Below are 26,053 nucleotides of genomic sequence, written 5' to 3'. Positions count from 1 at the left end.
TGCTTGGGAAGGGGGCTCGGCCATATGTCGGTGGACGCTGACGGCGGTGCGGCCGACCGGTTGACTCCGGTGCTGCGGCCGGTCAGGGCGGGCAACGGCTTCGAGGAGGCGCTGGAGCAGATCCTTCAGGTCGTGCGGCTCGGGCTGGTGCCGGGGGGCGAGCGGCTGCCGGCCGAGCGGGAGCTCGCGGAGCGGCTCGGGATCAGCCGGGTGACGCTGCGCGAGGTGCTGAAGGTGCTCCAGGACCAGGGGCTGGTGGAGTCGCGGCGCGGGCGGTACGGCGGCACGTTCGTGCTGCCCCGCACGCGGGACGCGGTGGGCGAGGAGGAGCTGCGGCGCCGGATCGCCGAGGCGGACATCGAGGACGTGCTGCGTTTCCGGGAGGTCCTGGAGGTGGGCGCGGCGGGCCTGTGCGCGGCGCACGGACTCACGGACGAGCAGGCGGAGCGGCTGCGCGCGGCACTGGGCGCCACCCAGGAGGCACCGCTTGAGGACTACCGGCGCCTGGACACCCTGCTGCACCTGACGATCGCCGAGCTGTGCGGCTCACCGACCCTGACCGCGCAATACGCGGCCGTACGGGCCTCGGTGAACGATCTCCTGGACTGCATCCCGCTCCTGGTCCGCAACCTGGAGCACTCGCAGCGGCAGCACGCGGCGCTGGTCGAGGCGGTCCTGGACGGGGACGCGGACGGGGCGCGGGAGATGATGCGGGAGCACTGCGCGGGGACGGCGGCGCTGCTGCGGGGATTTCTGGCGTGACCTTGCGGCCGGGCGGCCCGGGAGGCAAAGGTATGACTGTGGGCCATTGCAAGCCTGGGAGGGCCGAGTGACGACCGTACGACCGCTGATCGGCGTGAGCACGTATCTGGAGGCCGGGGCGCGCTGGGGCGTCTGGGAGCTGGAGGCGGCGCTGCTGCCGGCCGGCTATCCGCGCCTGGTCCAACGGGCGGGCGGCCTGGCCGCGATGCTCCCGCCGGACGCCCCGGAGCACGCGGCGGCGACGGTGGCCCGCCTGGACGGGCTGGTGATCGCGGGCGGCCCGGACGTGGAACCGGTCCGATACGGCGCCACCCCCGACCCCCGCACCGGGCCGCCCGCTCGCGCCCGTGACGCCTGGGAACTGGCCCTGATCGAGGCGGCGTTGGCGACCGGACTCCCCCTGCTCGGCATCTGCCGGGGCATGCAGCTCCTGAACGTGGCCCTGGGCGGCACCCTCGTCCAGCACGTCGACGGCCACGCGGAGACCATCGGCGTCTTCGGCCACCACCCGGTCAAACCCGTACCGGGCACGCTCTACGGCGACCTCGCCCCCGAGGAGGCATCCGTACCGGCCTACCACCACCAGGCGGTGGACCGCCTCGGGGCGGGCCTGCTGGCCTCGGCCCACGCGGCGGACGGAACCGTGGAGGCAGTCGAACTCCCCGGCCCGCACTGGGTGTTGGGCGTGCAGTGGCATCCGGAGATGGGCGAGGACCTGCGCGTGACACAGGCCCTCGTCAAAGCCGCAGGCGGCGCCTGAGCCAGGCCAGGGCCGCGTCGCCCTGAGCGCGTTGGAAGGCCCGCACGGTGGGGATGCCCGGCGGCGCGGGCAGCAGGCAGTGGTACAGGAAGTACCCGGTCAGGGCAGCGAGCGCGGTGGTGACGGCATCGGGGTCGGCGTCCGCGCCCAGCGGATGTGCCGTGAACAGTTCCTCCGGGTCCGGGCCGCCCTGGGCGCGGACGCACGGCAGCATCAGCAGCAGGTCGAACCACACGGCGGCGCGCAGGGCGTGCGGCCAGTCGACGAAGACGGTACGGCCGTCGTCGGTCAGCAGGATGTTGTCGGCCCGCAGGTCGCCGTGGGCGAGGGTGTCACCGGTGACGGCCTCGGGCCAGGGGGCGGCGAGTTCCGCGAGGTGGGGCAGGTGGCCGGCGGCCCAGGGGTCGAGGCGTGCCGTGAGGTCCTCGTGCTCAGCGCGCAGGAGTCGCCGCCAGCCGCTGAAGGTGCCGGCGAGGGCCGTGGCGGCGAGCGGAGCGTCGAGGGGAGACGGGGTGAGGGTGCGGCCCAGGTCCGCCACTGCGTCCAGGACGCGCTCCAGCTCGGTCCTGTGCCATGGGACACGGGGCTGGCGGCCCGGGACGTCCTCGTAGACGAGCGCCACCCAGGTGCCGTCGTCGTGGGTGCCGAGGAGCCGGGGTGCCGGGACGGCTGCTGGGAGCGCGGCGGCGTTGCGGGCCTCGGTGCGGTGCAGTTCCGGGCTGTCGGGGTTGGTGTCGCCGCTGACGGCCTTGACGAAGGCGCGGCGGCCGCTGGTGGTGCGCACGCGGGTGGCGGCGCCCGGGGAGAATCCGCCGGGTTGGGTGACGGCGTGGGCGACCGGCTCGCGCGAGCACGTCGGCGACAGCGTCGCGTACGGCCTCGGGGAGGTCCTCCCAGGGGGTGCGGACGCCGGTGGCGGGTGGGGCGGTCGCGGTCATGCGGTTCATGGTGCGGGTCCGCCGCGTCGACGCGCCAAGGGTTTTCGCGCGCCTGAGCGCCGGCCTGTCGACGGTCTTCGGGCCCTAGGACCGTGTCAGCGACAGCAGGTCCCTCGCCGGGCCCACCGGTCGGTGGCCCGTGGGCCATACCGCCCGCAGGTCCCGGGCCAGTGACACGCCGGCCACCGGGACCCGTACCAGTCGGCGCAGCGCCAGTTCCTCGCCGACGGCCAGTTCGCTCAGGACCGCCGGGCCCGCTCCGCTGACCGCCGCCGCCTTGACCGCCGTGGTGGACGACAGCTCGATCAGGGGGCGGGCCAGGCCGCCCAGAGCCGCGTCCAGGACCTGGCGGGTGCCCGAGCCCTTCTCCCGGAGGATCAGCGGTGTCGCGGCCAGTTCGGCGGCTTCCAGGGGGCGCCGGCGGCGGGCCCAGACATGGCCCGGGGCGGTCACCACGATCAGGTGGTCGTGGGCTATCACCACCGAGTCCAGCCCCGACGGGACCGTCAGGCCCTCGACGAAACCCAGGTCGGCCTCGTCGGACAGCAGGCGCTCCACGACCGTCGCGGAGTTCCCCGCGTGCAGCGACACCGCCGTGTCCGGGCGCCCCGCGCGCAGGGCGAGGAGCCACCCCGGCAGCAGGTACTCCGCGATCGTCATGCTCGCCACCACCCGCAGCCGGGAGTCCCGGCGGACCCGCAGCGCCTGCGCCCCGGCGTCGAAGGCCTCCGCCGCCTCCACGATCCGCCGCGCCCAGTCCGTGACCAGCGCCCCGGCGTCCGTGAGCCGGGAGCCGCGGGGCGAGCGGTCGACCAGGGCCACCCCCAACTGCCGTTCCATGGATCGGATCCGGCTGCTCGCCGCCGGCTGGGTGATGCCCAGCTCCCGCGCCGCCGCGCCCAGGCTCCCCAGCCGCGCCACGGCCAGCAGCAGCTCCAGCGCGCCCAGATCCGGCACCCGGTGGGACAGCCCCCCGCCGACCGCCGGTTCTCGCTCCTCCACACCGCTCATAAAGACAGCTTATGCCCTCATAGAGCCATACTCCCTGGTCGCGACCCTTCCCGAACGACACCGTGGAGACATGGTCACCGCCGTCCGTCACCTCGGGCCCAACTGGTACGCCTGCGTCATGGGTACCGCGATCGTCGCCACCGCCGGCGTCGCGCTCCCCGTGCATTTCCCCGGCCTCCGCGCGATCTGCGCCGCCGTCTGGCTCTTGTCCCTGGCCCTGCTGCTCGTCCTCCTCTGCGCCCGCGCCCTGCACTGGCACCACCACGCCGACCAGGCCCGCGCCCACCTCCTGGACCCCGCCACGGCCCCCTTCTACGGCTGCCTCGCGATGGCCCTGCTGGCCGTGGGCGGCGGCGCCCTCACCGTCGGCCGGTACTGGATCGGGACGACGGCCGCGGTCGCCCTGGACGCCGTGCTGTTCACCGCCGGTACCGCCGTGGGGCTCGCGTCCGCCGTCGCGGTGCCGTACCTCATGGCCGTACGGCAGCACGCCGAGCCCCGGCAGGCCACGCCCGTGTGGCTGCTCCCCCTCGTCGCGCCCATGGTGTCCGCCGCCCTGGGCCCGCTCCTCGTGCCTTATCTCCCCGCAGGTCAGCCGCGCGAGACCCTCCTGCTCGCCTGCCTCGCGATGTTCGGACTCAGCCTCTTCGCGACCCTGCTGATGCTGCCGCTCGTCTTCGCCCGGATCGTCACCGGCGGGCCGCTCCCCCTCGCCCTCACCCCGGCCCTCTTCCTGGTCCTCGGCCCGCTCGGCCAGTCCACCACCGCCGTCGGCAAGTTCGCGGACGTGGCCCCCGGGGTCGTACCGGCCCCCTACAGCCAGGGCTTCGGAGTCCTCGCGGTCCTGTACGGCGTGCCCGTGATGGGGTTCGCACTGCTGTGGCTGGGGCTCGCCACCGCGCACGTGGTCCGGGCCCGTCGGCACGGGATGCGGTTCTCGATGACCTGGTGGGCGTTCACCTTCCCGGTCGGCACCTGTGTCACGGGCGCCGAGACGCTGGCCAGGCACACCGGGCTCGTCGTCTACGACTGGCTCGCCACCGGGCTGTACGCCGCTCTCGTCGCCGCCTGGGCCACGGCCGCCGTGCACACCGCGCGCGGGGTCGTCAGCGGAGCGCTGCTCGCAGGGCCTCGTCCAGTGCCCGTGGTGCTGCGGCCAGCGACGGCCCGTACCACGTCAGGTGCCGTCCGCTGACGAGTGCGCAGGGCAGGCCGGGGAAGGCCTCCGGGCCGTCGTCGGGGGTGAAGCGGTACGGTTCGTCCGGGAGGACGACCACGTCCGGGGCGGCCGCCCGCAGCTCCTCCAGCGGGATGCGCGGATAGCGGTCGGCGTGGCCGGCGTACACATGGTCCACCCCCAGGCGGGACAGCACGTCGCCGGCGAAGGTGTCCCGGCCCAGCACCATCCACGGCCTGCGCCAGACGGGCACGACCGCCGTCACGCGGTGCTCCCGTGCGGGAAGCGCCGACCAGGCCTCCTCGGCCTCGTCCAGCCAGCGCGGCCGTACGACGCCGCACGCCTCGACGACCCGGGCCAGCTCCCTGAAGGCCTGCGGGACGTCCCGGACCTCGGTGAGCAGGACCTCCAGGCCTGCCGCGCGCAGGGCTTCCAGATCCGGCTCGCGGTTCTCCTCCTCGTTGGCGATCACCAGATCGGGGGCGAGGGCGACGATCCGGTCGACTTTCGGGTTCTTGGTGCCGCCGATCCGGGGGACGTCGAGGTCCGCCGGGTGCGTGCACCAGTCGGTGGCGCCGACCAGGGCGCCGGGTGCCGAGCGGGCGATCGCCTCGGTCAGCGAGGGGACCAGGGAGACGACCCTCACTGCCGGGGCCGGTCCTGGACCGCCTCGATGTGTTCGGCCACGGCGACGACGACCACGCGGGTGTCCGCCACGGTCGCCCGCCAGCGGTGCCGCACCCCGCCGGTCAGGTACAGGGTGTCGCCGCGGCCCAGCCGGTAGGCGCGCCCCTCGGCCTCGACGTCCACCGCCCCGTCGGCCACGTACATCAACTGGTCGTTGCGGTACTGGAGTTCACGGCCCGCGTCATGGTCGCCGGTGAACTCCTGGGCGTGCATCTGGTGGTGCCCGCGCACCAGGGAGCGCATCCGGGGTTCGTCGCCCCGCTCCGGGCCCTCGGCGTGCACGACGTCGACGCTGCACGCCGGGTCGGCGGCCGCGAGGAGTTCCACGGCCGTGGTGCGCAGGGCGTCGGCGACCTTCTCCAGGGAGCTGCGGCTGGGGCGGGCGCGTTCGTTCTCGATCTGGCTCAGGAAGGGGACCGAGAGGCCGCTGCGCTCGGCGACGACGGCGAGGGTGAGCTCCAGCGCGCGGCGCCGACGGCGCACGGCCGCGCCGACCCGAAGGGGCTGTTCTTTGTGGTCGCCCATGGCTCCGGCTCCCTCCTCCGCTCGTCGGTCCTGTGACCCGTCCCCTGATGAGTTGTCTGCACCCTACGCATGTTCGGCAAACCGTTTCACGCGGCCGTCACATCGATGCCATACGGCGGGCGACCGTACCTCACCTTTCGCGCCAGCCGAACGGCCCCCTGGAGGGGGCCAGGGGGCCGGGTTTCGGTCACCCGTCCGTTGTGAGCCGCCCAAGTCCCCTTGTCGGCATCGGAGTTCGGGCGATGGCATAGCTCTATGTGGTTGGCCGGATCCTTACCGTGCACACGGAGCGGTTATGACGGTGTCATCCGCCCGACCATCTCCGGGTGCTTCTTGAGCCAGGCGGTGACCGCCTGCTCCTCGTGACCCTGGCCGTACTTGTTGATCTCTCCCTCCAGGGTACCGAGCTCGTCCTCGCTCATGTGGAATCGCTTGATCCACTTGGTGAGCTGGGGGTACTGCCCGGGGAACTCCTCATGGGCGATGGTGCGGATCGTGTTGCCCTCGCCGAAGAGCTTTTTGTCGTCCTTCAGCTTGGTCAGGTCGTACTGGCTGTACGCCCAGTGCGGGGACCACAGGACCACGGCGACGGGCTGCTTCCTGGCGTAGGCGCGCTTGAGCTCGGCCAGCATCGCGGGCGTGGAGCCGTCGACGACCTCGTACTCCTTGTCGAGGCCGTAGCCCGGCAGGACCTTGTTCTTGAGGAGGTTCATCTCGCCGGTGCCCGGTTCGATGCCGATGATCTTCCCGTCGAACTGGGAGGCCTTGCCCTTGAGGTCCTCGTACGTCTTCACACCCTTGACGTACGACGGCACGGCGACCTCCAGCGACGTCGGCCGGTACCAGGTGCCGAGGTCGGCCAGGCTGTCCTTGCTCTTGTCCCAGTAGTTCTTCTGCGCGTACGGCAGCCAGGCGTCGAAATTGAGGTCCAGGTCGCCGGAGGCGAGGCCGGTGTAGACCGGGCCGACGTCCATCTGCTTGAGGTTGAGCTGGTAGCCGCGCTTCTCCAGGACGTTCTTCCAGAGATACGTGACGGCGATGTCCTCGTCCCAGGGGAACCAGGCCACGTTGACCGGCCGCTTCGCCTCGGCCGGAGTGCCGCTGTCCTTGACGGGGGCCATCTTGTCGACCAGGCCCGGGTGCTGCTTGAGCCAGGTGCGCACGGCGTCCTGCTGCCTGCCCTTGCCGGCCTTGTTGATCTCGGCCTCCAAACTGGTGAGCTGCTTCTCGTCCAGCTTGAAGTTCTTCAGCCACCCTCCGACGAGCGGATTGTCGTCGGCGAAGCCCTTGCGGGCCACTGCGTGGATGCCGTCGCCCGAGCCCCAGGCGCCCTTGGGGTCCTTGAGCTTCTTCAGGTCGTAGTCGTTGTACGCCCAGTGCGGCGACCAGAGCGTGACGGCGATCGGGGCCTTTTTGGCGTAGGCGCGCTTGAGCTCGGCCAGCATGGCGGGCGTGGAGCTGTCGACGACCTTGTACTCCTTGTCGAGGCCGTACGCCTTGAGGACCTTGCTCTTCAGCAGGGCCATCTCACCGGCGCCGGGCTCGATGCCGGTGATGTTGCCGCCGAACTGAGAGGCCTTGCCCTTGAGGTCGGCCAGGGAGTTGATGTCCTTCATGTACGACGGGACGCTCAGCTCCAAAGACGTCTTGTCGTACCAGGCGCCGAGGTCGTCGAGCTTCCCGCCGTACTTCTTCCAGTACTGCTCGTGGGTCGTCGGCAGCCAGGCGCCGGTCATGAAGTCGGCGCTGCCGGAGGCGAGGGAGGTGTAGAGGGGGCCCGCGTCGAACTGCTTGGCGTCCACCTGGTAGCCGCGTTCCTCCAGGATCTCCTTCCACAGGAAGGTGGAGGCGACCCCGTCGTCCCAGGGGACGTAGCCGATGCTGATCTTCTTGCCCTGGCCGACGTCCTTGCTTGCGGAGACGGCCGTGGCCTCGCCCGAGGTGCCGCCGAAGATGCCCATGCCGCCCGCGACCAGGGCGAGGACGACGACGCCGATCACGGCGATCTGCGGGCGGGGGCGGTAGGACCAGATCCTGAGGCCCTGGGTCGCGCGGGCCTTGGCGGCGGCGCGGCGGCCCAGCGGGGAGACCTGGGTGCCGAGCGCGCTGGTCATGCGGTCCAGGTAGATCGCGAGGATCACGATGGCGACACCGGCCTCGGAACCGAGACCCACGTTGAGCTGGCCGATGGCCTCGTTGACGTCACCGCCGAGGCCGCCGGTGCCGACCATGCCGGCGATCGCGGCCATGGACAGGCCGAGCATGATGACCTGGTTGACGCCGGCCATCACGGTGGGCAGCGCCAGGGGAAGCTGGACGCGCAGGAGAGTGTCGCGCGGGGTGGTGCCGAACGCCTCGGCGGCCTCGACGAGCTCCTTGTCGACCTGGCGGATGCCGAGCTCGGTCATGCGGACGCCGGGAGCGAGCGCGAAGATCAGGGTGGCGACGATGCCCGCGGAGGCGCCGGTGCCGAAGAACAGGATCGCCGGGATGAGGTAGATCATCGCGGGCAGCGTCTGCATGAAGTCCAGGACGGGGCGGACGATGCCGCTGACCCGGTTCGAGCGGGCCGCCCAGATGCCCACGGGGACGGCTATCACCAGCGCGATGATCGTGGCGACGAGGACCAGCGAGAGGGTCGTCATCGCGTCCTCCCACAGTTCGAGGGAGTCGATGAAGGCGAATCCCGCGAAGGTGAGGACGCCGGCCAGGGTGCCGCGCAGCCAGAACGCGATCACTGCGAGGATGCCCGCGAGCAGCAGGGGCTGGGGCGCCTGGAGGACGGCGTCGATGCCGTCGTAGGTGCCGGTGAAGACGGTCTTGAGGAAGTCGAAGAGCCAGGACACGTGGTCGAGCAGCCAGTCGACGGTGTCGTTGACCCAGTCGCCGAGCGGGATCCTAGGCATGAGCGGCCTCCTGGGGGGACTCCACGTCGCCGAGGAAGCCGATCAGGCGCTCCTGCGCGACCACACCGACGAGCCTGCGCTTCGCGTCGAGGACGGCCACCGGGTGGCTCGATCGGGCGCTCATCGCACACAGCTCGGTGAACGGCGTGTCGGGCGTCGCGGTCTCGCAGTCGTCGGCGCAGCCGCAGTCGGCCGGGGTGCCGCTCACGTCCGTGTCCATGACGGCGGACGCGGTCAGCACCCGGGAGCGGTCGACGTCCTTGGTGAAGGAGGCGACGTAGTCGTCGGCGGGCCGCACGAGGATGTCCTCCGCGCTGCCGATCTGGACGATCCGGCCGTCGCGCATCACGGCGATCCGGTCGCCGAGCCGCATGGCCTCGTTGAGGTCGTGGGTGATGAAGACGATGGTCTTCTTCAGGGTCTTCTGGAGCTGGAGGAGCTGGTCCTGCATGTCCCGTCGGATCAGCGGGTCGAGCGCGCTGAAGGACTCGTCCATGAGGAGCAGGTCGGCGTCGGTGGCGAGGGCCCGGGCCAGGCCCACGCGCTGCTGCATACCGCCGGACAGCTCGTCGGGCCAGGACTTCTCCCAGCCTCCAAGGCCGCACAGCTCCAGGGCCTCGGTGGCCCGCTCGATGCGCTCGGCCTTGGGGACGCCCTGGACGGCGAGTCCGTAGGCGGCGTTCTCCAGGACGCTGCGGTGCGGGAAGAGCGCGAAGTGCTGGAAGACCATGCTGATCTTCTGGGCGCGTACGGCGCGCAGCTCGCGGTCGGTGAGCGCGGTGAGGTCCTGGCCGTCGAAGCGGACATGGCCCGCGGTCGGCTCCAGGAGGCCGTTGAGCATGCGCAGCAGCGTGGACTTGCCGGAGCCCGACAGGCCCATGACGACGAAGATCTGGCCCGGGTCCACGGTGAAGGAGGCGTCGATCACCGCCGCGGTGGTGCCCTCGGCGCGCAGTCCCTCCCGGTCCGCGCCCTCGCGAAGCCTCTCGACCGCCTCGTCCGGCCGTCTTCCGAAGACCTTGTACAGCTGCTCTGCCTCAAGCCTTGATGACACGCGTGCCTCTCGTCTCTTCGACCACTGGGGGAGACGAAGGGCCGCGAACAGTTGAAAGTGCAACCTGCCCCGCTCCGAGGCGGCGCCTGCCCATAAGCCTTTGGGCCAAACACACGGGTGTCCTGGTTCACAGGACGCTCACACCGCCGCACGAGCCGTGGGACGGCGGCCGCTGTCGGTGCCGTACGGCATGATGCGAGACGTGACCGGACGACTGATGCTCCTCGACACCGCCTCGCTCTACTTCCGTGCCTACTTCGGGGTGCCGGAGTCGGTGAAGGCACCCGACGGCACGCCGGTGAACGCTGTGCGCGGCCTCCTCGAATTCATCGACCGCCTGGTCAAGGACCACCATCCCGACCTGCTGGTGGCCTGCATGGACGCCGACTGGCGCCCCCAGTGGAGGGTCGACCTCATCCCCTCCTACAAGGCGCACCGCGTCGCCGAGGAGCACGAGGGCGGCCCGGACGAGGAGGAGGTGCCGGACACGCTGTCGCCGCAGGTGCCGATCATCGAGGCCGTCCTGGACGCACTCGGCATCGCGCGCGTGGGGGTGGCCGGATACGAGGCGGACGACGTGATCGGCACGTTCACCGCGCAGGCGACCGGCCCGGTCGACATCGTCACCGGCGACCGCGACCTGTACCAGCTGGTCGACGACGAGCGCCGGGTGCGGGTGCTGTATCCGCTCAAGGGCGTCGGCACGCTCCAGCTGACCGACGAGGCGTGGCTGCGCGAGAAGTACGGCGTCGACGGCCGCGGGTACGTGGATCTGGCGCTGCTGCGCGGCGACCCCAGCGACGGTCTGCCGGGCGTGCCCGGCATCGGCGAGAAGACGGCCGCCAAGCTGCTCGACCAGTTCGGCGACCTGGCCGGGATCATGGCCGCGGTCGACGACCCGAAGGCGAAGCTCACGCCGTCGCAGCGCAAGCGGCTGGACGAGTCGCGGCCGTACGTGGCCGTGGCGCCGAAGGTCGTGCGGGTGGCCGGTGATGTCCCGCTGCCGCGGGTGGACACCGCGGTTCCGCGCACGCCGCGCGATCCCGCGGCCCTGGAGAAGCTGGCGGAGCGGTGGGGCCTCGGTGGATCATTGCAGCGACTGGTGGCGACGCTCGGCGCGTAAATATTGCCCTCGCTTTCCACGGGTGGCATGCCGTCGCCAGCGAGGCGGATGCTAACTTAGGTAAGCCTAAGCGTAGGGAACTGGGAGGCCGCCATGGCAGAAGGACCGGGACGCAAGCCGCGGAAGCCCCACTCCGCACAGGTGCTGCGCACCGAGCGCCTCACCCCGCACATGCAGCGCGTGGTGCTCGGCGGCGACGGACTCGCCGAGTTCGCGGCGGACACCTGTACCGACCACTACGTCAAGATCCTGTTCCCGGCCGAGGGCGCGACCTACCCCGAACCCTTCGACATGCAGCGGATCCGCGAGGAGTTCCCCCGCGAGCAGTGGCCGGTGACCCGCACGTACACCGTGCGCCACTGGGACGCCGAACACCGCGAGCTCACCCTGGACTTCGTGATCCACGGCGACGAGGGCCTGGCCGGTCCCTGGGCGGTGCGGGTCCAGCCCGGCGAGACCGTGCGCTTCATGGGCCCGGGCGGCGCCTACGCCCCGGACCGGGACGCCGACTGGCATCTGCTCGTCGGGGACGAGAGCGCGCTGCCCGCGATCGCCCGCTCCCTGGAGTCGCTGCCCGACGGCACCCGGGCGCACGCCTTCATCGAGGTCTCCGGGCCCGAGGAGGAGCAGAAGATCGAGTCCGACGTGGAGGTCGTCTGGCTGCACCGCGGCTCCCGCCCCGTCGGCGAGGCCCTGGTGGAGGCCGTCCGCGCGCTGGAGTTCCCGGAGGGCCGGCTGTGCGCGTTCGTGCACGGCGAGGCGCACTTCGTGAAGCAGCTGCGCCATCTGCTGCGGGTCGAACGGGCAATGCCGCGCGAGGACCTGTCGATCTCCGGCTACTGGCGCCTGGGCCACAACGAGGACGGCTGGCAGGCCTCCAAGCGGGACTGGAACGCGCGCATCGAGGCGGAGCAGGAAGGGGCGGCGCCCGCCGCTTAGGCCTGCGCTTCTGGCTTGCCTGTCAGGTCTGCGCTTCAGGCATACGTCCCCGAAAGGGGCGGCACCTTCGAGGGTGCCGCCCCTTTCGTCGCGTCCGGGAGCGGTCACACCGACCGCTGGTACGACCGGAACGTCCGGATCGACAGCCACACCGCCACGACCGCCAGCCCGAGCAGCGCTCCCCCGCGGCTCAGCACGACGCTCCAGTCCGGATCGGCGGACAGGGCCGAACGGCCCGCCACCATCGCCCAGTTCAGCGGGTTGAAGTCGGCGACGTGCCGCATCCAGGAGGGCATCTGCGAGGGCGCCATGAAGGCGCTGGACAGGAAGGTGAGCGGGAGCAGCAGGAAGGTGTTGATCCCGATGATCGACTCCCGCTCCCGCACCAGCATGCCCAGCGCGTTGGACAGCGCCCCGAAGACGGTGCCCAGCAGGACCGAGGCGAGCACCAGGACGGCGATCCCCGCGATGCCGCCCGGGTAGTCGGCGCCCCCGAGGAGCCCGAGCAGCACGATGACCGCCGACTGGAAGGCGGTGACCAGGCCGTTGTTGACGACGTTCCCGTTCATCAGCGCGGCCCGGCTGACCGGGGTGGTCAGGAAGCGGTCCAGAGTCCCGCGCTGGATCTCCTCCAAGGTGCCCATGCCGGCCCACATGTTGGAGCCGAGCGCGCTCATCACGACCACGCCCGGGACGAGGTAGTCGAGATAGGAGGTGGTCCCGAAGCCGCCGAGCTCGACGACCTTCTTGAAGAGGCTGCCGAACAGGAACAGCCAGATCACCGGCTGGATCAGGGTGATGATCGCGTACGCGGGCTGCCGTACGAACACCATGAGTTGACGCTGCGTCATGTACCAGGTCTGGGAGACGGCCATGCTCATCGGGCACCCACCAGGTCTTCGGCGTCGGAGTAACGGCGGCCCGCGTAGCGCAGGTAGACGTCGTCGAGGGACGGGCGGGCGACGGTCGCGGTGGCGACCTTGACCCCGGCCCGTTCCAGGGCGGCGAGGAGGGCGGGTACGGCGGCGGCCCCGTCGTCGGCGCGGACGCTGACGCGGTGTCCGTCGGCCAGCACCTCGTGCACGCCCGGCACGTCGCGCAGGGCGCCGGTCAGCAGCGTGCGCCCCGCGTCGCCGAGCGGCTCGCGCAGCTCCACATGCACGGCGTCCCCGCGGAGTTCGCCCTTGAGCGCGTCCGGGGTGCCCTCGACGACGATCCGGCCGCGGTCGACGACCGCGACGCGCTCGGCGAGCCGGTCGGCCTCTTCGAGGTAGTGCGTGGTGAGCAGGATCGTCAGCCCCTCCTCCGCCGCGAGCCGCCCGATCTCGTCCCACATCGCGCTGCGGGCCTCGGGGTCGAGACCGGTGGTGGGCTCGTCGAGGAAGAGCACCTCGGGGCGGTGCACCAGGCCGAGGGCGACGTCGAGCCGGCGTCGCATGCCGCCGGAGTAGCCCTTGACCGGACGCCGGGCCGCCTCGGTGAGTGTGAAGCGGTCGAGGAGCTCGTCCACCCGCTGGTCGAGGGTGGCGCCCTTCAGGCCGTAGAGCCTGCCCTGGAGTCGGAGGTTCTCGTGGCCGGTGGCGACCGGGTCGGCGCCGGAGCCCTGGGCGACCACGCCGATGGCCCGCCGGACCCGGTCCGGGTGGCGCAGCACGTCATGACCGGCGACGGTGGCCGAGCCGGAGTCGGGGCGGGCCAGGGTGGTGAGGATCTTGACGGTGGTGGACTTGCCGGCGCCGTTCGGGCCCAGCAGGCCGAAGACGCTGCCCCGCTCGACGACGAGGTCGATGCCGTTGAGGGCGGTGACCTGACCGCCGTAGGTCTTGATCAGTTGACGCGCCTCGATCGCGGGCGCACGGGTGTTCATGGCAGGTGCTCTCCTGGGTCTCCTGGCTGAGCGGATGACAACTGATCCGCGTGAGGAGCACCGGGCTATCCTGGGTGTGCCGCACCTCGATCGCCTGGATGTGCCTCAGGGCGGATTCAGTTCGGGGTTCGAGGCCCCGGCGGGCTGCTGCAACAGCCGTGCCGGGGCCTGTTCCTGTTCAGGTCATGGATCTTGTTCAGGGCGTGGCTCTCGTTCCGGGCCCGGCTCGTGGAACGCCTTCCACTCCTCGATGCCGGGCAGCGTGCCCTTGGTGAGCTCGTCGAGGAAGCCGCGGACCCACTCCGCCTCCGCCTCGACCATGTGGAGCTGGTACTCGTTCTCCACGAGGAAGAGCCGGGGCAGCGTCTCGTACAGCTTCTCCAGCGCGCCTCGGCCGCTCGCGATCTGCACCTCCAGGGCGTCGAGCCGTTCCTTCAGCAGCGGCACCACCTCGTCGGGGTGCAGCACACCGAGCAGGGAGAGCGCGGTCTCGAAGATCGGGTACTCCTTGGCCGGGAAGGCGACCAGGTCCGACATCCACTCGGTGGTCTCCTGACGCCCGGCCGCGGTGATGCCGTAGACGGTCCGCTCGGGCCGGTTGCCCTGCCGCTCCACGTCCGTGACCTCGACGAATCCATGCTTCTCGAGGTTCTGGACGACCGTGTAGAGCGAGCCGTAGTTGATCTTCGTGCTGGAGTCCTTGCCCTGGCGGCGCAGGGTCTGGGCGATTTCGTAGGGATGCATCGGCTTCTGCCAGAGCGTCGCCAGCACGGCGAGCGCCAGGGGGTTGCGGAGCTTGCGACGCCCCATCGACTCCACCTCACCTCCGCAGCCGTCCGGTCGCACCGCCGCGCCACCGTGTCGCAGCACCTCGCCGCCGAATATCCGTGAGCGAACATATCGCGACCCACGACGAACCGTCAATAGACACGATGTATCGCGTATGGGCGGTCCGCGCAAGGGAGTGAGGACTTGGGCGCCGCTCCGACACGGCTGCGTCACGCGCCCGAAACAGCCCCTCCCTAATTTCTGTCACCCGACAGGAATTCAGCTCCCGCACCGCTGTTCCGCTCTTTCGCCCTCATGCCGCCGAAGGCAGGTGCCGCCGTGACGACGACCAGTCCCTCCGACGTCCGTCCCGATCCCCCGCACTCCTCCTCCCCCTCCCCCGACGACCGGTCCCTCGCCGAGTTCGGCTATCCCCAGGAGCTGCACCGCAGCCTGGGCCGGTACGCGTCCTTCGCGGCCGGGTTCTCCTTCATCTCGGTCCTGACGACCGTCTTCCAGTTCTTCGCCTTCGGGTACGCGTTCGGCGGCCCCGTCTTCTTCTGGGCCTGGCCGGCGGTCCTGGTCGGACAGCTGCTGGTGGCGGCCTGCTTCGCGGAACTGGCGGCCCGCTACCCGCTCTCGGGCGCGATCTACCAGTGGTCGTCCCGCCTCTCCACCCCGGTCTTCGGCTGGTTCGCCGGCTGGATCATGGTGATCGGGCAGGTCGTCGTGGTCGCCGCGGCGGCGCTGGCCCTGCAGATGGTGCTCCCGGCGATCTGGTCGGGCTTCCAGCTGGTCGGCACCGACCCGTCGCCGATCTCGGCGGACGGGGCGGCCAACGCGGCCGTCCTCGGCGTGATCCTGCTGGTCCTGACGACCGTCGTGAACATCCTCGACAACCGTGTCCTGTCCCTGGTCAACCGGGTCGGCGTCACCGCCGAGATCATCGGCGCGGTGCTGATCATCGTGCTTCTGCTGACCCACTCCGAGCGCACCCCGAGCATCACCTTCCACACCGCGGGCGCCGCGCAGAGCGGCCTGTTCGGGGCGCTGCTGGTGGGCTCGTTCACGGCGGCGTACGTGATGATCGGCTTCGACAGCGCGGGCGAGATGAGCGAGGAGACCCGCAACCCCCGGCGAGTCGCGCCCCGCACGATCCTGACGGCGCTCGGCGCGGCCGGCGCGCTCGGCGGCCTGATCGTCCTGGGCGGCCTGCTCGCCGCCCCCAGCCTCACCGACGGGCACCTGTCGGTCGACGGCCTCAGCTACGTCCTCACCAGCAGCCTCGGCGACGGTGTCGGCAAGGCGCTGCTGGCCGACGTGGTCATCGCGATCACGGTGGCCACCCTCGCCATCCAGACGGCGGCCTGCCGCATGCTCTTCTCCATGGCCCGCGACGGCCAACTGCCCTTCGCGGGCCGCCTCGCGCGCGTGAACCCCCGCACCGGCATGCCCACCGCCCCCGCTCTGGTCGTCGGCATCCTGGCCGCCGCCCTGCTCCTGCTCAACTTCGCCTCACCGGAGGCGTTCCTGGCGATCGGAACGACCTGCATCGTGATGCTGTACCTGGCGTACGCGATGGTCACGGGCCCGCTGCTGGTCCGCCGCATCCGGGGCGAGTTCGCCTCGTCGGGCACCGACGAGGCGGGCGGCCGACTGTTCTCCCTTGGCCGCTGGGGCATCCCGGTCAACGCCCTGGCCCTCCTCTACGGCCTCCTGATGACCGTCAACCTGGCCTGGCCCCGGGCCGAGGTGTACGACCCGGCGGGCGGGCACTGGTACTTCCAGTGGTTCACGGTGTTGTTCCTGGCCGCGACGCTGGCGGTGGGCGTGGCGTGGCGCGCGCTGCGTCGGCCTACGCCGGCGGGGTAGCGGGACGGAGCGCGGCGGCCGCCCCACGTCGGGCGGCCGCATTTTCGACGGACGGGCCGCATCTTGACGGCCCGTCAGTCACCCCGCACCCGCGCGTGCAGATGCATGTCGTGCCAACCGTCGGGATGCAGCACCGCGCTCCGCTTGGTCCCTTCCAGAACGAAGCCCGTCTTGGCCGCGACCCGGCACGACGCCTCGTTGCGGACGGCGTGCATGAGTTCGAGACGGTGGAACCCGACGGCGTCGAGAGCCCAGCGGGACAGGGCGACCGTGGCACGCGCCGCTACACCCTTCCCCCGAGCCCCGGTGGTCGTCCAGTACGCCATCTCGGCCTGCCCGTCGTCGAGACGGATCTCGCGCAGGGCCACCCGGCCGAGCAGCAGATCGGTGCCCGCGTCCACCACGGCCCACTGAGCGGTCCCCTCCCCTGCCCAGGCCTCCCGCCACTCCTCGATCCAGCCGCCGACCTCCTCCACGGAGTCGGCGGCACGGGCGTGCCACTGGTGCATCACCGGATCCTGGAACGCGGCGTGCACCGCGGGCGCGTCCTCGGGCCGCCAGGGGCGCAGGAGCAGGCCGTCGCCGGTGGGGAGGGTGGGCTGGGCTGTGCGGGAGAGGGTGCCGGGTGCGAGCACCGGGCCGGTGAGGTACGGCATGACCCGCATCCTGCCAACCGGACGGGGCCCGTCCCAACGGGTTTTCCTCTTGACGAGAGGGAGGCAGGAATTGCACATTCCACCCCCCGGCCGACCGATGCCCGCGTCCCGGCCGCGCGGCACCGACGTCTGGTCCCCGCGACGAACTTGCATCCCAACTGCCGCAAACGGGGGTGGTACTCGCGGCGCATCAACGGCCTGGAATGCGCGGCCGTGCACCCGGCGGCCAGGCGATCCGCTCCGTGCGCCGGGGCTGCGCCCCCTAGCCCGCGGCCGGAAATCGTCGCATGGTGCGAAGTAGTGGGCTGTCAGGGTGAAGTGCGGGCATGAGCGGTGTCGCACCCGGGCCGGTGAGGGTGGTGGCCGGATGGCTGCGATGGTCGGCGGGGGGTCTCGGGGATGCGGTTCGCTTGAGCCACTCATGCAGTCCGTGAGGTCGTGTACGAATGCGAAACCGCCCGACAGAGGCGAACACCTCCTGCCCGCCGAGCCGTCCGGAATGTCGCCGAGAACATGGAACCGACTTCCGCCCTACGTGCCGTTAACACTCGCCGACCACGACACCTCACACCAGCTCCAGACCGCCCCACACAGTTGACGAAACCCACGGCGGCACTGGAAGGTAAGGGATGATCCACGGCCTCGCCACCGACAACGCTGTCGTGGCGGTGGTGGCCACGGATTGTCGACGCCGTCGGGTGGTCGCCTCGAGGGTCACACCAGCGAACTGTCCGGCATGCGATGGACGAGGCCCGTTCGACCAATTCGGCCAGCAGGTCCCGCAACAACGAGTCAGCAACGCTGCAATCGCAGCGCATGGAGCACAACGCACAGTTCATAAACTTGGTCAACTCCGCCTCCGGAGGGCATCATGAAAAACTCTGCTCGTGCCCGGTTGCCTCGGTCCGCCCCCACGGACCCGCAGAGGGCCCTTGATCGGCCACCATCCGACCTGTCAGCACGTCGCGAGCGACTCGGAAGGCGCTGATCGCCTCGTCGGCCTCGTCGGCAGCGGCCGTGGATCGGTTTCAGGAGAAGCCGGAAACGGCCTAGGCCCTTCTCATCCCCTGATGATCAATTCGATTGGTCTCTGGACAGAACACTGAAGCAGCGACACCCGCAGGTGCCAGGTATTGACGACCACCCAACCTGCTGGGCCGTTACGCCTGCTGAGGCAGAAACTGGGAGAGAGTAATGCCCCAGAACGTCACCATCAAGTTGCCTATTCCGCCCCGGCTCAACACTGGTTTGGCAGCCGCCAGGGAACGCAACTTGGAGTGGATGCGCCGGCAGAAACTGGTGTCGGGGCGCAGGGCCATCCATCGCTACATGTTCTCGGCAGTAGCGGACTTGGCCGCCTACAGCTACCCGGAGGTCGAAGGCGACGACCTCGATCTGGCCTTTGACACTATGGGCTGGTTCTTCCTGTTCGATGATCTGTTTGATGTGCCCGAGGGGCGTAAAGCCGATGCAGCTGTCGACGTGTGCCAGCAGCTCATCTCACTCGTCACCAACCCCTCGTCACAGAAGGCCACCTACCACGAGCCTCTGGTGAGCGCCTTCGCGGACATCTGGCGTCGAGCCAAGACGGGAATGTCCGAGGAATGGCAGCAACGGGCCGCTCACAATTGGGTGGACTACCTGACAGGAAACCTCACCGAGGAAATCGATCGTCGTACGTGGATCCCCCAGGACTTCACCACCCGGATGAGGGTCGGTCACCGCACCCTGGGTCTTATCCCCTCACTCGACCTGGCAGAAAGGGTGGGACACTTCGAGATTCCCCAGATCATTTGGCACAGCAGCCATCTGGAATCGATGCGGCGAGGGGCTGTCGATTCCGTCAAACTGATCAACGAGGTGATGTCTCTCGAGAACGACGACGCACGAGGCGATCCCAACCTGGTGCGCTGTCTCATGCAGCAACGCAATTGTTCACGTGAGGAAGCCATCCGGCTCGCCATAATTCTCGTTCAGACAACAGTCGGTCAGCTCCTTGAGCAGATGAAGCTGATCCCGCTGTTCTGCGCCAGGCTCGGACTCACGAGCGCGGAGGCCGAGAAAGTCCAACGCTATGCGTCCGCCTTGTTCACGTGGATACGCGGGAGCTACGACTGGAGCCGCAGCAACGGTCGTTATTCACCACGCACAGCCAGCGCCCTGAGCCCGAATGTGACCGGCCAACTTCACCCTGCGAACCTCACGACAGTGTCTCCATAGCTTCTCGCCGCCTGCCAAGGAGCGCAGCAAAGACGCCTCGGTGTCAGAGTCTCCTCGTAGGCTTGGTCCTGATGAGACGCCGCTCTTCACCCCCGCCCCCTCCCCTGCCGCAGCGCGACGGGGTCGATCCGGTGCGGGTGCGGTTGCCGCCCGGTGACGCCTGGGCGACCGTGCGGGATCATCTCGTGGCGCGGCTCGCGGCCGGGGCCGAGGTGATCGACGGGATGCTGGAGACGGGCCAGATCGTGGACGCCGCCGGACGTCCGGTGCCGCACGACATGGCGTACGTGCCGGGGATGTCCGTGTGGTTCCACCGGGAACTGCCCGACGAGGAGCGGGTGCCGTTCCCGATCGACGTCATCTACCGCGACGAACACCTGGTGGTGGCCGACAAACCCCACTTCCTCGCCACCACCCCGCGCGGCAGCCATGTCGCCGAGACGGCCCTGGCACGGCTGCGCCGGCAACTGGACATCCCTGCGCTGGGCGCCGCACACCGCCTGGACCGGCTGACGGCCGGCCTGGTGATGTTCACCGTGCGGCCCGAGGAACGCGGCGCCTACCAGTCGCTGTTCCGGGACAAACGGGTGGCCAAGGAGTACGAAGCCGTCGCCCCCTACGACCCCGCCCTGCCGCTGCCCCGCACCGTGCGCAGCCGCATCGTCAAGGAGCGCGGAGTCCTGGCCGCCCAGGAGGTCGAGGGAGAGCCCAACGCCGTCAGCCGGGTCGAGTTGCTGGAGCACCGGGGCGAGCGCGCCCGGTACCGGCTCACGCCGGGTACCGGGCAGACACACCAGCTCAGGGTGCACATGAGCGCCCTCGGAGTGCCGATCCTCGGTGACCCTCTCTATCCGGTGGTCACCGCCCCCGTGGCGCCCGGCGACTTCCGACGTCCGCTCCAACTGCTGGCGCGGGTCCTGGAGTTCACGGACCCGGTCACGGGAGGCGAGCACCGCTTCGTCAGCTCGCGCGTGCTGCGGGCCTGGTCGTCGTACGACGAATGGACCACCGGGTAGCAGGCCCGGCCCCGGAGCCGACGGGGTCACTCTCCGCGCCACCACCGCAGAAGGCGCTGGAACACACCCGGCCTGCGGGCCGGTTCGGGCGTCTGCGTCGGAGCGGTGGACGGAGCGGTGCTCTCCACAGACGCCGTCCTGGGCTGGGGTGTGCTGACCAGCCAGTTGCTGTTGGAACGCTGAAACGCCAGAGGGTGCGCGGGCCGCGCCATGACATCCTGCTGGGGCTTCGCCTCGAACTTCACCGGTAGCTCCAGCAAGTGCCGGTTCGAGATGGACGCCCACCAGCGCAACTCGTCCTCTTCGCAGGCGAGTTGCACGTCAGGCAGGCGGGTCAGCAATGCGTCCACGCCGACCTCGGCGATGACACGACCGATGTCCTGCCCCGGGCACTCATGGGGACCGCCCCCGAAGGCCAGGTGGGAGCGATTGCCCTGCATGTGAGCCTTGGTGTCGGGCCGTACCCGTGGGTCGACATTGCCCGGCGCGATGCCGAGGATGAGGGCGTCACCTTTCCGAATGCGCTGGCCGCCCAGCTCGGTGTCCTGCTTCGCGACGTAGGGCATCACGGTGCTGAACGGCGGCTCATCCCACAGGGACTGCTCGACCGCCTGAGGAACCGTCATCTGGCCGCCGTTGAGCTGGGCGCGGAACCGCGGGTCAGTGAGCACCACCCGCAGGACGTTGGCGATCAGGTTGGCGGTGGCCTCGTACGCGGCGACCAGGATGATTCGAAGGTGCTGACCGACCTCGTCGTCAGTGAGCCGCGCCGGGTGGTTGATCAGGTGGCTGGTGAAGTCGTCCCTGGGCTCGGCCCGGCGACGGGCGGTGAGACGCATCAGGACGTCCATGAGGTATGCGTTGCTGGCGATTGCAGTCTCGCTGCCCTTGGGCATGTCACGAGCGGCCTGCACCATCTGATCGTTGTACTCGTCGGGCATACCGAGGATTTCACACATCACCTCCATGGGCAGGTGCTCGGCGAACTGTCCTACCAAGTCGGCCCTGCCCTCTTGGCAGAACTTGTTGACCAGTTGCTGGGTCGCTCGGTTGATGTAACGGCGGATGCCCCGGTGATCGATGGTCGACATGGCGCCGGTGACCGCACCGCGCAGCCGCAGATGCTCGTCGCCCTCGGCGTGGCTGCAGATGGGCTGCCAGGCGAAGTGCGGCATGAGCGGGTGATCGGGCTTGACCGTGCCGTCCTGCAGGGCGGACCACAGTCGGGTATTACGGCAGAACTGCGAGGGGTTTCGCACCATGTGCAGGTTCTCGGCGTGGCCGAGCACCAGCCAGATCGGCACGTCCTCGTGAAGCAGCGCAGGAGCCACGGCTCCGTGCTCGGCGCGGAGCTTCTCGTACACGGCCTCCAGGTCCTCGGCTCCTGGGCCGTACAGCCGACGCAGTCCACCGACGCCGATGCCGTGCGCGGGGCAGCCCGGGGGCGGGGCGGCTGTCGAGTGATCCGTACCGGCCGGGGAAAAGGATTCAGGCGTCACGATGGTCGCTCCGGAGCTGAGGTCGATCTGGTCTGAAAAAAGTCATGGGCTGCCCCGGCCCGGGTGGGTCGAGTGAGGCCGGGGGCGTGGGGAGAGGTCGTGCGGCCGTACGGCTCTGCCGGGCCTCGGCTCACACCGGAGCCCTCTCCACCGTCAGCGAATGAAGAAACCGCATCAAGGTCATCAGCACATCCCGGCTCGACGCCCGCCGGCGCGCATCGCACTCGACGATGGGGATGTCCGCGCTGAGGTCGAGCGCGCTGCGCAGGTCCTCGATGGCGTGGCGGGGGCCGTCGGGGAAGGTGTTGACGGCTACGACGAAGGGCACGCCCCGTTCCTCCAGGCGGTCCATGACGTCGAAGCTGACTTCGAGGCGTCGGGTGTCCACCAGGACCACCGCGCCGAGCGCGCCTTCGAACAGGCCGTTCCACAGGAACCAGAAGCGTTCCTGGCCGGGGGTTCCGAAGAGGTACAGCACCAGTTGCTCGGTGATGCTGATGCGGCCGAAGTCCATGGCCACGGTGGTGGCCGTCTTGGTCTCGGAGCCGTAGTTGTCGTCGACCCCGATGCCGGCCTGGGTCATGGTCTCCTCGGTGGTCAGCGGTTTGATCTCGCTGACCGAGCCGACCATGGTCGTCTTGCCGACGCCGAAGCCGCCGACGATGACGATCTTCACCGCGGCCTGGGCGGTCTGGGGCAGGTGGTCCTCTGTTCGCGGACCGGGGATGGTGTCAGAGCCTTTGAAGTCCATGCATCACCGCTTCGAGGAGGGAACGGTCGGCCAGCGCCTGGCGGATCACAGGGGCGCGCGCCGTCACCAGTTCGGCCGTCAGCAGCTCGGTGAGCAGGACGGTCACCACGCTGAACGGCAGGCTGAGATAGGCGGACAGCTCGGCCACGGACAGGGGGGCCGTGCAGAGCCTGAGCAGCGCCGCCTGCTCGGGCGTGGCGGAGGGCGGTGGGTCGGCGTGCGCCACGATTAAGGTGACCAGGTCGAGTTCCGAGCGCTCGGTTCCGTCGGGGCCGGTGATGACGTACAGCCGCTCGGGGTTCTTCTTGGGTCCTTCGGGTGGGTCCTGGCCCTCCTGCGGGGGTTGCGGTGCCGGTTCCGGACTGGCCTTGGGGAATCGCCGTCGGCGTTGTGGAGGAGTCATACGGTCTGCCCGTTGCGGCGGGGCGGACTGGTGAGGTGCGCGCCGATGCGGACGACCAGATCGCTCATGCGGGCGCTCATGTGGCCGGGTTCGGTGATGATGTCGGAGAGCACCGCGAGATAGGCGTTGGGGCCGGCGGCCATCAGGTAGAAGTAGCCCCCGTGGATCTCGATGAGGACCATCTTCATCTTGCCGTCGCTGCCGGGGATCTCCCCGGCGACGGCGCCCGCCAGGCTCTGCAGGCCCGCGCAGGCCGCGGCGACGCGGTCGGCGGTGTCCGGGTCGCCGCCGTGGCGGGCGATGCGCAGGCCGTCGGCGGAGAGCACCACGATCATCTGGATGCCCGGTACGCCTTTGGCGAGGTCCTGGAGCATCCAGTCGAAGTTGCCTCGCTGCTGGATCACTTGAGGTTCCCCTCATCTTCGGCCTCGGTACGGGCCGGTTCGTCGGTCGGCTGACTGGCGGTGGAAGCGGTGGGGCGCTTGAGGCCGTCCATGAACGCCTGGACCCACAGGCCCGGCGGGGTGTCGTCCGGCTTCTGTGCTGGCTCGGGTTCGCGGCCGGCCGTCGACCAGATGGTCGGGCGGCCCTCCCGCTCGGCGCGTTCGATCTCGGCCTGCTCGGCGTAGCGCTGGGTGAGCGAGGTCTTGACCCGGCTGCGGCGCTGCGGCAGCCCGTTTGCCGTCCACTCGGTGACCTCGGGGACGTCGTCCTCCATGGACACCGGCGTCGTGAACTTGGGGCTGGTGGGGCGGCGCTTCTTGATCGTGCGCTTGGGGCCGGGCAGCGCGCCGAGTTCGGCCTTGGGGACGGCGGTGGCGCCGATGCCGTGGGCGAGTCCGACGCCGGGCTCGTCGGTGAGCATGTCGCTGGGCACGACGAGGATGGCGCGGACGCCGCCGTACGCGGAGGCACGCAGGGAGACCTGCATGTCGTACGCCTGGCAGAGCCGGCCCACGACGGCGAGGCCGAGGCGCGGCGACTCGCCGAGGTCCTGGAAGTCCACGCCGGCCTTGGCCCGCTCCAGCATGCCCTCGGCCCGCAGCCGGGCCTCCTCGCTGAGGCTGACGCCGGCGTCCTCGATCTCGATGCAGACGCCGGTCTGCACCTCGGTCGCGGTGACGTGCACCTTGCTCTGCGGCGGCGAGTACCGGGTGGCGTTGTCGAGGAGTTCGGCCGCTGCGTGGATGACCGGCTCGACGGCGGTGCCCTTGACGTTGACCTTGGCGATCGACGAGAGGTCGATGCGCCGGTACTCCAGGATCCGGGACATGGCGCCGCGCAGCACGCTGTACAGCGCGACGGGCTCGGGCCACTGCCGACCGGGGCGGCCGCCGCCGAGGACGGAGATGGAGTCGGCGAGCCGGCCGATCAGCGCGGTGCCGTGGTCGATGCGCAGGAGGTCGTCGAAGACCTCGGGGTTACGGCCGTGGTCCTCCTCCATCTCCCGCAGTTCGTTGGCCTGTTGGTGCACGATGGCCTGGACGCGGCGGGCGATGTTCACGAAGGAGCGCTGCGCGGCGTCGCGCATGATCTCCTCGGTGTCGACGATGGTGAGCACCGTCTTGAGCAACCGGACCTGTGGCTCGGGCAGGTTCGCCCAGGCGGGGTCGAACTCACCGAGTCGGCGAATCACCTCTCCAGGGGAACTTCCGCGGCGCAGCCAGTCCAGCGCGGTGGGCGCGATCTCCCTGGCGAACCGGATCAGGTCCTGGTCGTGGTCGGCGATGCGCTGCTTCAGATCAGCCGTGTGACGGATGTGCTCAAGTCGCTGCTCGCGCAGTTCCCGACCGCGCCGGACGGCTTCGGCCGCCACCGCGATCACCAGCAGCGTGGCGACGGCACCGCACCAGCCGACCGCGGCCCTGGCGGGCTGCTGCACCAGCGCGACACCGGTCCCGGTCACCGCGGCCATGACTATGGCGGGAAGCAACAGCACGCGCGCATACGGCAGTTCACGGCGTCCTGGGGGGGATTGAACACTCACCATGTGGGCCCTCTGAGACGTATCGACGGGGAGTCGCACATATAGGGAACAAGCGCACGAATACACATCAACTCGGTGCGCTGCGGGCGAGCTTAGTCCGACCGGATCATCGCCGTGTCATATTCAGCAAGCACCTGAAACGGGCATAGCGACTGGAGTACCCTCGGCCCATTTGCACGCTCCGACACCGTTCGAACACGGTTAGTCACGGCGTACGGGCATGCGAAAACCCCTCACCGCGGCGAGTGAAGATCAGCCTCCGGCCGGGTGCCGGAGCCGGACTCCGGCGATGCGCAGGGCGGCGTCCGCGGTCGCCTCCGCGAAGGCGGAGACGGGGCGCTCGGGGTCGGAGCGGTGGACGAGGATCACGCCCTCGATCAGGCCGAACAGCAGGTCCGTGCGGAGATCGAGCTCGCTCTTGGCGAGGGCGCCACCCGCGACCGTCGCGGCGAGCAACTGCCGGTAGGCGTCCTTGAGTTCGGCGCGCACGGCATGGAAGCCGGCGAACCGCTCGGCGCGCACCTCGGGCAGCAGATAGAGCCCGCCGAGGTTGTGCGGCCCACCGCACAGCACCTCGACGTCCGCACGGCACAGCTCCCACAGCCGGCTCTCCGCGGAAACTTTGTCGTCCGCGAGCAGTTCACGGGCGTACGCCAGCGAGGGCGTGACGGTGGACTCCAGGAGCTCAGCGAGGAGCTCCTCCTTGCCGGACACGTAGTGGTACATGGACGCCTGCCGCATGCCCGCGCGCTCGGCGACGGCCCGGGTGCTGGTGGCGGCATAGCCCAGCGAGGTGAACAACTCGGCTGCGGCGACGAGGAGTTCGTCGCGCGGAGCCAGCCCGCTGGCCGGCCGCCGATCGGCCCGCGGCCTGCCGACCCGCCGCCCGGACTCCGCCGCCCCACCTGTCGTACCCATGCGTTCGATCCTCGCACACGGGGCCCGAGCACACGGCACCCGAGGACGCGGGGCCGCAGGCAGGGGCCACGGGGCACGAGGCCGCGCCATACGGGGCGAGCACCTGGAGACGCGAAGGCATCTCCGGGCGAGCGTCGCACCCCGGCGTGCCGCAACACCCTGGGGGCGCGGGGAACTGCGCGACCAGCCCCCACCAGGCCGCACCCGACGACGC

At 70.2% G+C, this 26,053-nt stretch carries 23 protein-coding genes and 1 pseudogene; 8 read left to right on the top strand and 16 right to left on the bottom strand.

The genetic code is table 11. From position 1 onward, the window contains the following. Positions 1 to 24: 24 nt before the first annotated feature. Together RKD20_RS35630 and RKD20_RS35625 are read left to right on the top strand one after the other, a co-directional pair. Positions 25 to 762: a FadR/GntR family transcriptional regulator gene (locus RKD20_RS35630; RefSeq protein ID WP_424881299.1), complete on the top strand. Its 738-nt coding sequence runs from the start codon at positions 25 to 27 to the stop codon at positions 760 to 762. A 67-nt stretch (positions 763 to 829) separates the two neighbouring features. Beyond that, positions 830 to 1,522, top strand: a complete 693-nt coding sequence (locus RKD20_RS35625; RefSeq protein WP_424881298.1) for a gamma-glutamyl-gamma-aminobutyrate hydrolase family protein — start codon at positions 830 to 832, stop codon at positions 1,520 to 1,522. Here the strand turns inward: RKD20_RS35625 and RKD20_RS35620 are convergent. Beyond that, positions 1,500 to 2,460 (bottom strand): annotated as a pseudogene (locus tag RKD20_RS35620) (aminoglycoside phosphotransferase family protein). The gene RKD20_RS35625 and the pseudogene RKD20_RS35620 overlap by 23 nt on opposite strands. A gap of 84 nt (positions 2,461 to 2,544) precedes the next feature. Further along, complete coding sequence (locus RKD20_RS35615; protein WP_424881297.1) at positions 2,545 to 3,471, bottom strand: LysR family transcriptional regulator; 927 nt, start codon at positions 3,469 to 3,471, stop codon at positions 2,545 to 2,547. Between the two features lie 70 nt (positions 3,472 to 3,541). On the opposite strand from RKD20_RS35615, the gene RKD20_RS35610 reads away from it, so the two are divergent. Further along, the gene (locus RKD20_RS35610) at positions 3,542 to 4,666 is read left to right on the top strand and encodes a TDT family transporter (protein ID WP_424881296.1); all 1,125 of its coding nucleotides are present in this window, start codon (positions 3,542 to 3,544) and stop codon (positions 4,664 to 4,666) included. Here the strand turns inward: RKD20_RS35610 and RKD20_RS35605 are convergent. The 4 genes from RKD20_RS35605 to RKD20_RS35590 all read right to left on the bottom strand — a co-directional run bounded on the left by RKD20_RS35605 (position 4,578) and on the right by RKD20_RS35590 (position 9,820). After that, positions 4,578 to 5,294: a helical backbone metal receptor gene (locus RKD20_RS35605; RefSeq protein ID WP_424881295.1), complete on the bottom strand. Its 717-nt coding sequence runs from the start codon at positions 5,292 to 5,294 to the stop codon at positions 4,578 to 4,580. The genes RKD20_RS35610 and RKD20_RS35605 overlap by 89 nt on opposite strands. Further along, positions 5,291 to 5,860, bottom strand: a complete 570-nt coding sequence (locus RKD20_RS35600; protein ID WP_424881294.1) for a helix-turn-helix domain-containing protein — start codon at positions 5,858 to 5,860, stop codon at positions 5,291 to 5,293. Before RKD20_RS35600 ends, RKD20_RS35605 begins: the two co-directional genes overlap by 4 nt. Positions 5,861 to 6,153: 293 nt before the next feature. Next, positions 6,154 to 8,766, bottom strand: coding sequence for an ABC transporter permease/substrate binding protein (locus RKD20_RS35595; protein ID WP_424881293.1), 2,613 nt, complete (start codon positions 8,764 to 8,766; stop codon positions 6,154 to 6,156). Beyond that, complete coding sequence (locus RKD20_RS35590) at positions 8,759 to 9,820, bottom strand: quaternary amine ABC transporter ATP-binding protein (RefSeq protein ID WP_424881292.1); 1,062 nt, start codon at positions 9,818 to 9,820, stop codon at positions 8,759 to 8,761. Before RKD20_RS35590 ends, RKD20_RS35595 begins: the two co-directional genes overlap by 8 nt. Before the next feature lie 193 nt (positions 9,821 to 10,013). Here RKD20_RS35590 and RKD20_RS35585 point away from each other — a divergent pair, with 193 nt between their 5' ends. Beyond that, positions 10,014 to 10,943: a 5'-3' exonuclease gene (locus tag RKD20_RS35585; RefSeq protein WP_424883394.1), complete on the top strand. Its 930-nt coding sequence runs from the start codon at positions 10,014 to 10,016 to the stop codon at positions 10,941 to 10,943. 93 nt (positions 10,944 to 11,036) lie between these two features. Beyond that, positions 11,037 to 11,882, top strand: coding sequence for a siderophore-interacting protein (locus RKD20_RS35580; RefSeq protein ID WP_424881291.1), 846 nt, complete (start codon positions 11,037 to 11,039; stop codon positions 11,880 to 11,882). Between the two features lie 104 nt (positions 11,883 to 11,986). Here RKD20_RS35580 and RKD20_RS35575 read toward each other — a convergent pair whose 3' ends face one another. The 3 genes from RKD20_RS35575 to RKD20_RS35565 form a co-directional block, all read right to left on the bottom strand. Beyond that, on the bottom strand, positions 11,987 to 12,763 hold the full coding sequence (locus RKD20_RS35575) for an ABC transporter permease (protein ID WP_424881290.1): 777 nt from the start codon (positions 12,761 to 12,763) through the stop codon (positions 11,987 to 11,989). Beyond that, positions 12,760 to 13,749 carry an ATP-binding cassette domain-containing protein gene (locus tag RKD20_RS35570; RefSeq protein WP_424881289.1) on the bottom strand — a complete coding sequence of 330 codons (990 nt, stop codon included), beginning with the start codon at positions 13,747 to 13,749 and terminating at the stop codon, positions 12,760 to 12,762. Before RKD20_RS35570 ends, RKD20_RS35575 begins: the two co-directional genes overlap by 4 nt. Positions 13,750 to 13,932: 183 nt before the next feature. Next, positions 13,933 to 14,559 (bottom strand): PadR family transcriptional regulator, encoded by a 627-nt coding sequence (locus RKD20_RS35565; protein WP_424881288.1) that lies wholly within the window; start codon positions 14,557 to 14,559, stop codon positions 13,933 to 13,935. Between the two features lie 297 nt (positions 14,560 to 14,856). Here RKD20_RS35565 and RKD20_RS35560 point away from each other — a divergent pair, with 297 nt between their 5' ends. Then, positions 14,857 to 16,389: an amino acid permease gene (locus RKD20_RS35560; protein WP_424881287.1), complete on the top strand. Its 1,533-nt coding sequence runs from the start codon at positions 14,857 to 14,859 to the stop codon at positions 16,387 to 16,389. A gap of 74 nt (positions 16,390 to 16,463) precedes the next feature. Here RKD20_RS35560 and RKD20_RS35555 read toward each other — a convergent pair whose 3' ends face one another. Continuing rightward, positions 16,464 to 17,045 (bottom strand): GNAT family N-acetyltransferase, encoded by a 582-nt coding sequence (locus tag RKD20_RS35555; RefSeq protein WP_424881286.1) that lies wholly within the window; start codon positions 17,043 to 17,045, stop codon positions 16,464 to 16,466. 1,194 nt (positions 17,046 to 18,239) lie between these two features. Between RKD20_RS35555 and RKD20_RS35550 the strand changes: the two genes are divergently transcribed. Continuing rightward, the gene (locus RKD20_RS35550) at positions 18,240 to 19,265 is read left to right on the top strand and encodes a terpene synthase family protein (protein ID WP_424881285.1); all 1,026 of its coding nucleotides are present in this window, start codon (positions 18,240 to 18,242) and stop codon (positions 19,263 to 19,265) included. Positions 19,266 to 19,336: 71 nt separating this feature from the next. Further along, complete coding sequence (locus RKD20_RS35545; RefSeq protein ID WP_424881284.1) at positions 19,337 to 20,281, top strand: RluA family pseudouridine synthase; 945 nt, start codon at positions 19,337 to 19,339, stop codon at positions 20,279 to 20,281. A gap of 26 nt (positions 20,282 to 20,307) precedes the next feature. Here RKD20_RS35545 and RKD20_RS35540 read toward each other — a convergent pair whose 3' ends face one another. The 6 genes from RKD20_RS35540 to RKD20_RS35515 all read right to left on the bottom strand — a co-directional run bounded on the left by RKD20_RS35540 (position 20,308) and on the right by RKD20_RS35515 (position 25,839). After that, complete coding sequence (locus RKD20_RS35540; protein WP_424881283.1) at positions 20,308 to 21,780, bottom strand: cytochrome P450; 1,473 nt, start codon at positions 21,778 to 21,780, stop codon at positions 20,308 to 20,310. A 130-nt stretch (positions 21,781 to 21,910) separates the two neighbouring features. After that, positions 21,911 to 22,531 (bottom strand): GTP-binding protein, encoded by a 621-nt coding sequence (locus tag RKD20_RS35535; RefSeq protein WP_424881282.1) that lies wholly within the window; start codon positions 22,529 to 22,531, stop codon positions 21,911 to 21,913. Further along, positions 22,512 to 22,934, bottom strand: coding sequence for a DUF742 domain-containing protein (locus RKD20_RS35530; RefSeq protein ID WP_020117698.1), 423 nt, complete (start codon positions 22,932 to 22,934; stop codon positions 22,512 to 22,514). Before RKD20_RS35530 ends, RKD20_RS35535 begins: the two co-directional genes overlap by 20 nt. After that, positions 22,931 to 23,338 carry a roadblock/LC7 domain-containing protein gene (locus tag RKD20_RS35525; protein WP_007380839.1) on the bottom strand — a complete coding sequence of 136 codons (408 nt, stop codon included), beginning with the start codon at positions 23,336 to 23,338 and terminating at the stop codon, positions 22,931 to 22,933. Before RKD20_RS35525 ends, RKD20_RS35530 begins: the two co-directional genes overlap by 4 nt. Next, positions 23,335 to 24,924, bottom strand: a complete 1,590-nt coding sequence (locus RKD20_RS35520) for a sensor histidine kinase (RefSeq protein WP_424881281.1) — start codon at positions 24,922 to 24,924, stop codon at positions 23,335 to 23,337. The genes RKD20_RS35525 and RKD20_RS35520 overlap by 4 nt, the downstream gene beginning before the upstream one ends. Positions 24,925 to 25,173: 249 nt before the next feature. Further along, positions 25,174 to 25,839, bottom strand: coding sequence for a TetR/AcrR family transcriptional regulator (locus tag RKD20_RS35515; RefSeq protein ID WP_424881280.1), 666 nt, complete (start codon positions 25,837 to 25,839; stop codon positions 25,174 to 25,176). Positions 25,840 to 26,053 lie beyond the last annotated feature (214 nt).

It is taken from the genome of Streptomyces sp. SLBN-8D4 (assembly GCF_049739545.1).
GTDB lineage: Bacteria > Actinomycetota > Actinomycetes > Streptomycetales > Streptomycetaceae > Streptomyces > Streptomyces canus_C.
The sequence above is the reverse complement of the archived record's forward strand: the minus strand, read 5'-3'. Positions and strand labels throughout refer to the sequence as shown.

Coding starts and splice junctions, on each gene's coding strand:
- RKD20_RS35600 (WP_424881294.1), bottom strand. CDS start 5,860: ATGGGCGACCACAAAGAACAGCCCCTTCGGGTCGGCGCGGCCGTGCGC.
- RKD20_RS35610 (WP_424881296.1), top strand. CDS start 3,542: ATGGTCACCGCCGTCCGTCACCTCGGGCCCAACTGGTACGCCTGCGTC.
- RKD20_RS35575 (WP_424881290.1), bottom strand. CDS start 12,763: ATGAGCATGGCCGTCTCCCAGACCTGGTACATGACGCAGCGTCAACTC.
- RKD20_RS35615 (WP_424881297.1), bottom strand. CDS start 3,471: ATGAGCGGTGTGGAGGAGCGAGAACCGGCGGTCGGCGGGGGGCTGTCC.
- RKD20_RS35545 (WP_424881284.1), top strand. CDS start 19,337: ATGAGACGCCGCTCTTCACCCCCGCCCCCTCCCCTGCCGCAGCGCGAC.
- RKD20_RS35565 (WP_424881288.1), bottom strand. CDS start 14,559: ATGGGGCGTCGCAAGCTCCGCAACCCCCTGGCGCTCGCCGTGCTGGCG.
- RKD20_RS35630 (WP_424881299.1), top strand. CDS start 25: ATGTCGGTGGACGCTGACGGCGGTGCGGCCGACCGGTTGACTCCGGTG.
- RKD20_RS35515 (WP_424881280.1), bottom strand. CDS start 25,839: ATGGGTACGACAGGTGGGGCGGCGGAGTCCGGGCGGCGGGTCGGCAGG.
- RKD20_RS35585 (WP_424883394.1), top strand. CDS start 10,014: ATGCGAGACGTGACCGGACGACTGATGCTCCTCGACACCGCCTCGCTC.
- RKD20_RS35550 (WP_424881285.1), top strand. CDS start 18,240: ATGCCCCAGAACGTCACCATCAAGTTGCCTATTCCGCCCCGGCTCAAC.
- RKD20_RS35570 (WP_424881289.1), bottom strand. CDS start 13,749: ATGAACACCCGTGCGCCCGCGATCGAGGCGCGTCAACTGATCAAGACC.
- RKD20_RS35535 (WP_424881282.1), bottom strand. CDS start 22,531: ATGGACTTCAAAGGCTCTGACACCATCCCCGGTCCGCGAACAGAGGAC.
- RKD20_RS35530 (WP_020117698.1), bottom strand. CDS start 22,934: ATGACTCCTCCACAACGCCGACGGCGATTCCCCAAGGCCAGTCCGGAA.
- RKD20_RS35580 (WP_424881291.1), top strand. CDS start 11,037: ATGGCAGAAGGACCGGGACGCAAGCCGCGGAAGCCCCACTCCGCACAG.
- RKD20_RS35520 (WP_424881281.1), bottom strand. CDS start 24,924: ATGGTGAGTGTTCAATCCCCCCCAGGACGCCGTGAACTGCCGTATGCG.
- RKD20_RS35595 (WP_424881293.1), bottom strand. CDS start 8,766: ATGCCTAGGATCCCGCTCGGCGACTGGGTCAACGACACCGTCGACTGG.
- RKD20_RS35555 (WP_424881286.1), bottom strand. CDS start 17,045: ATGCCGTACCTCACCGGCCCGGTGCTCGCACCCGGCACCCTCTCCCGC.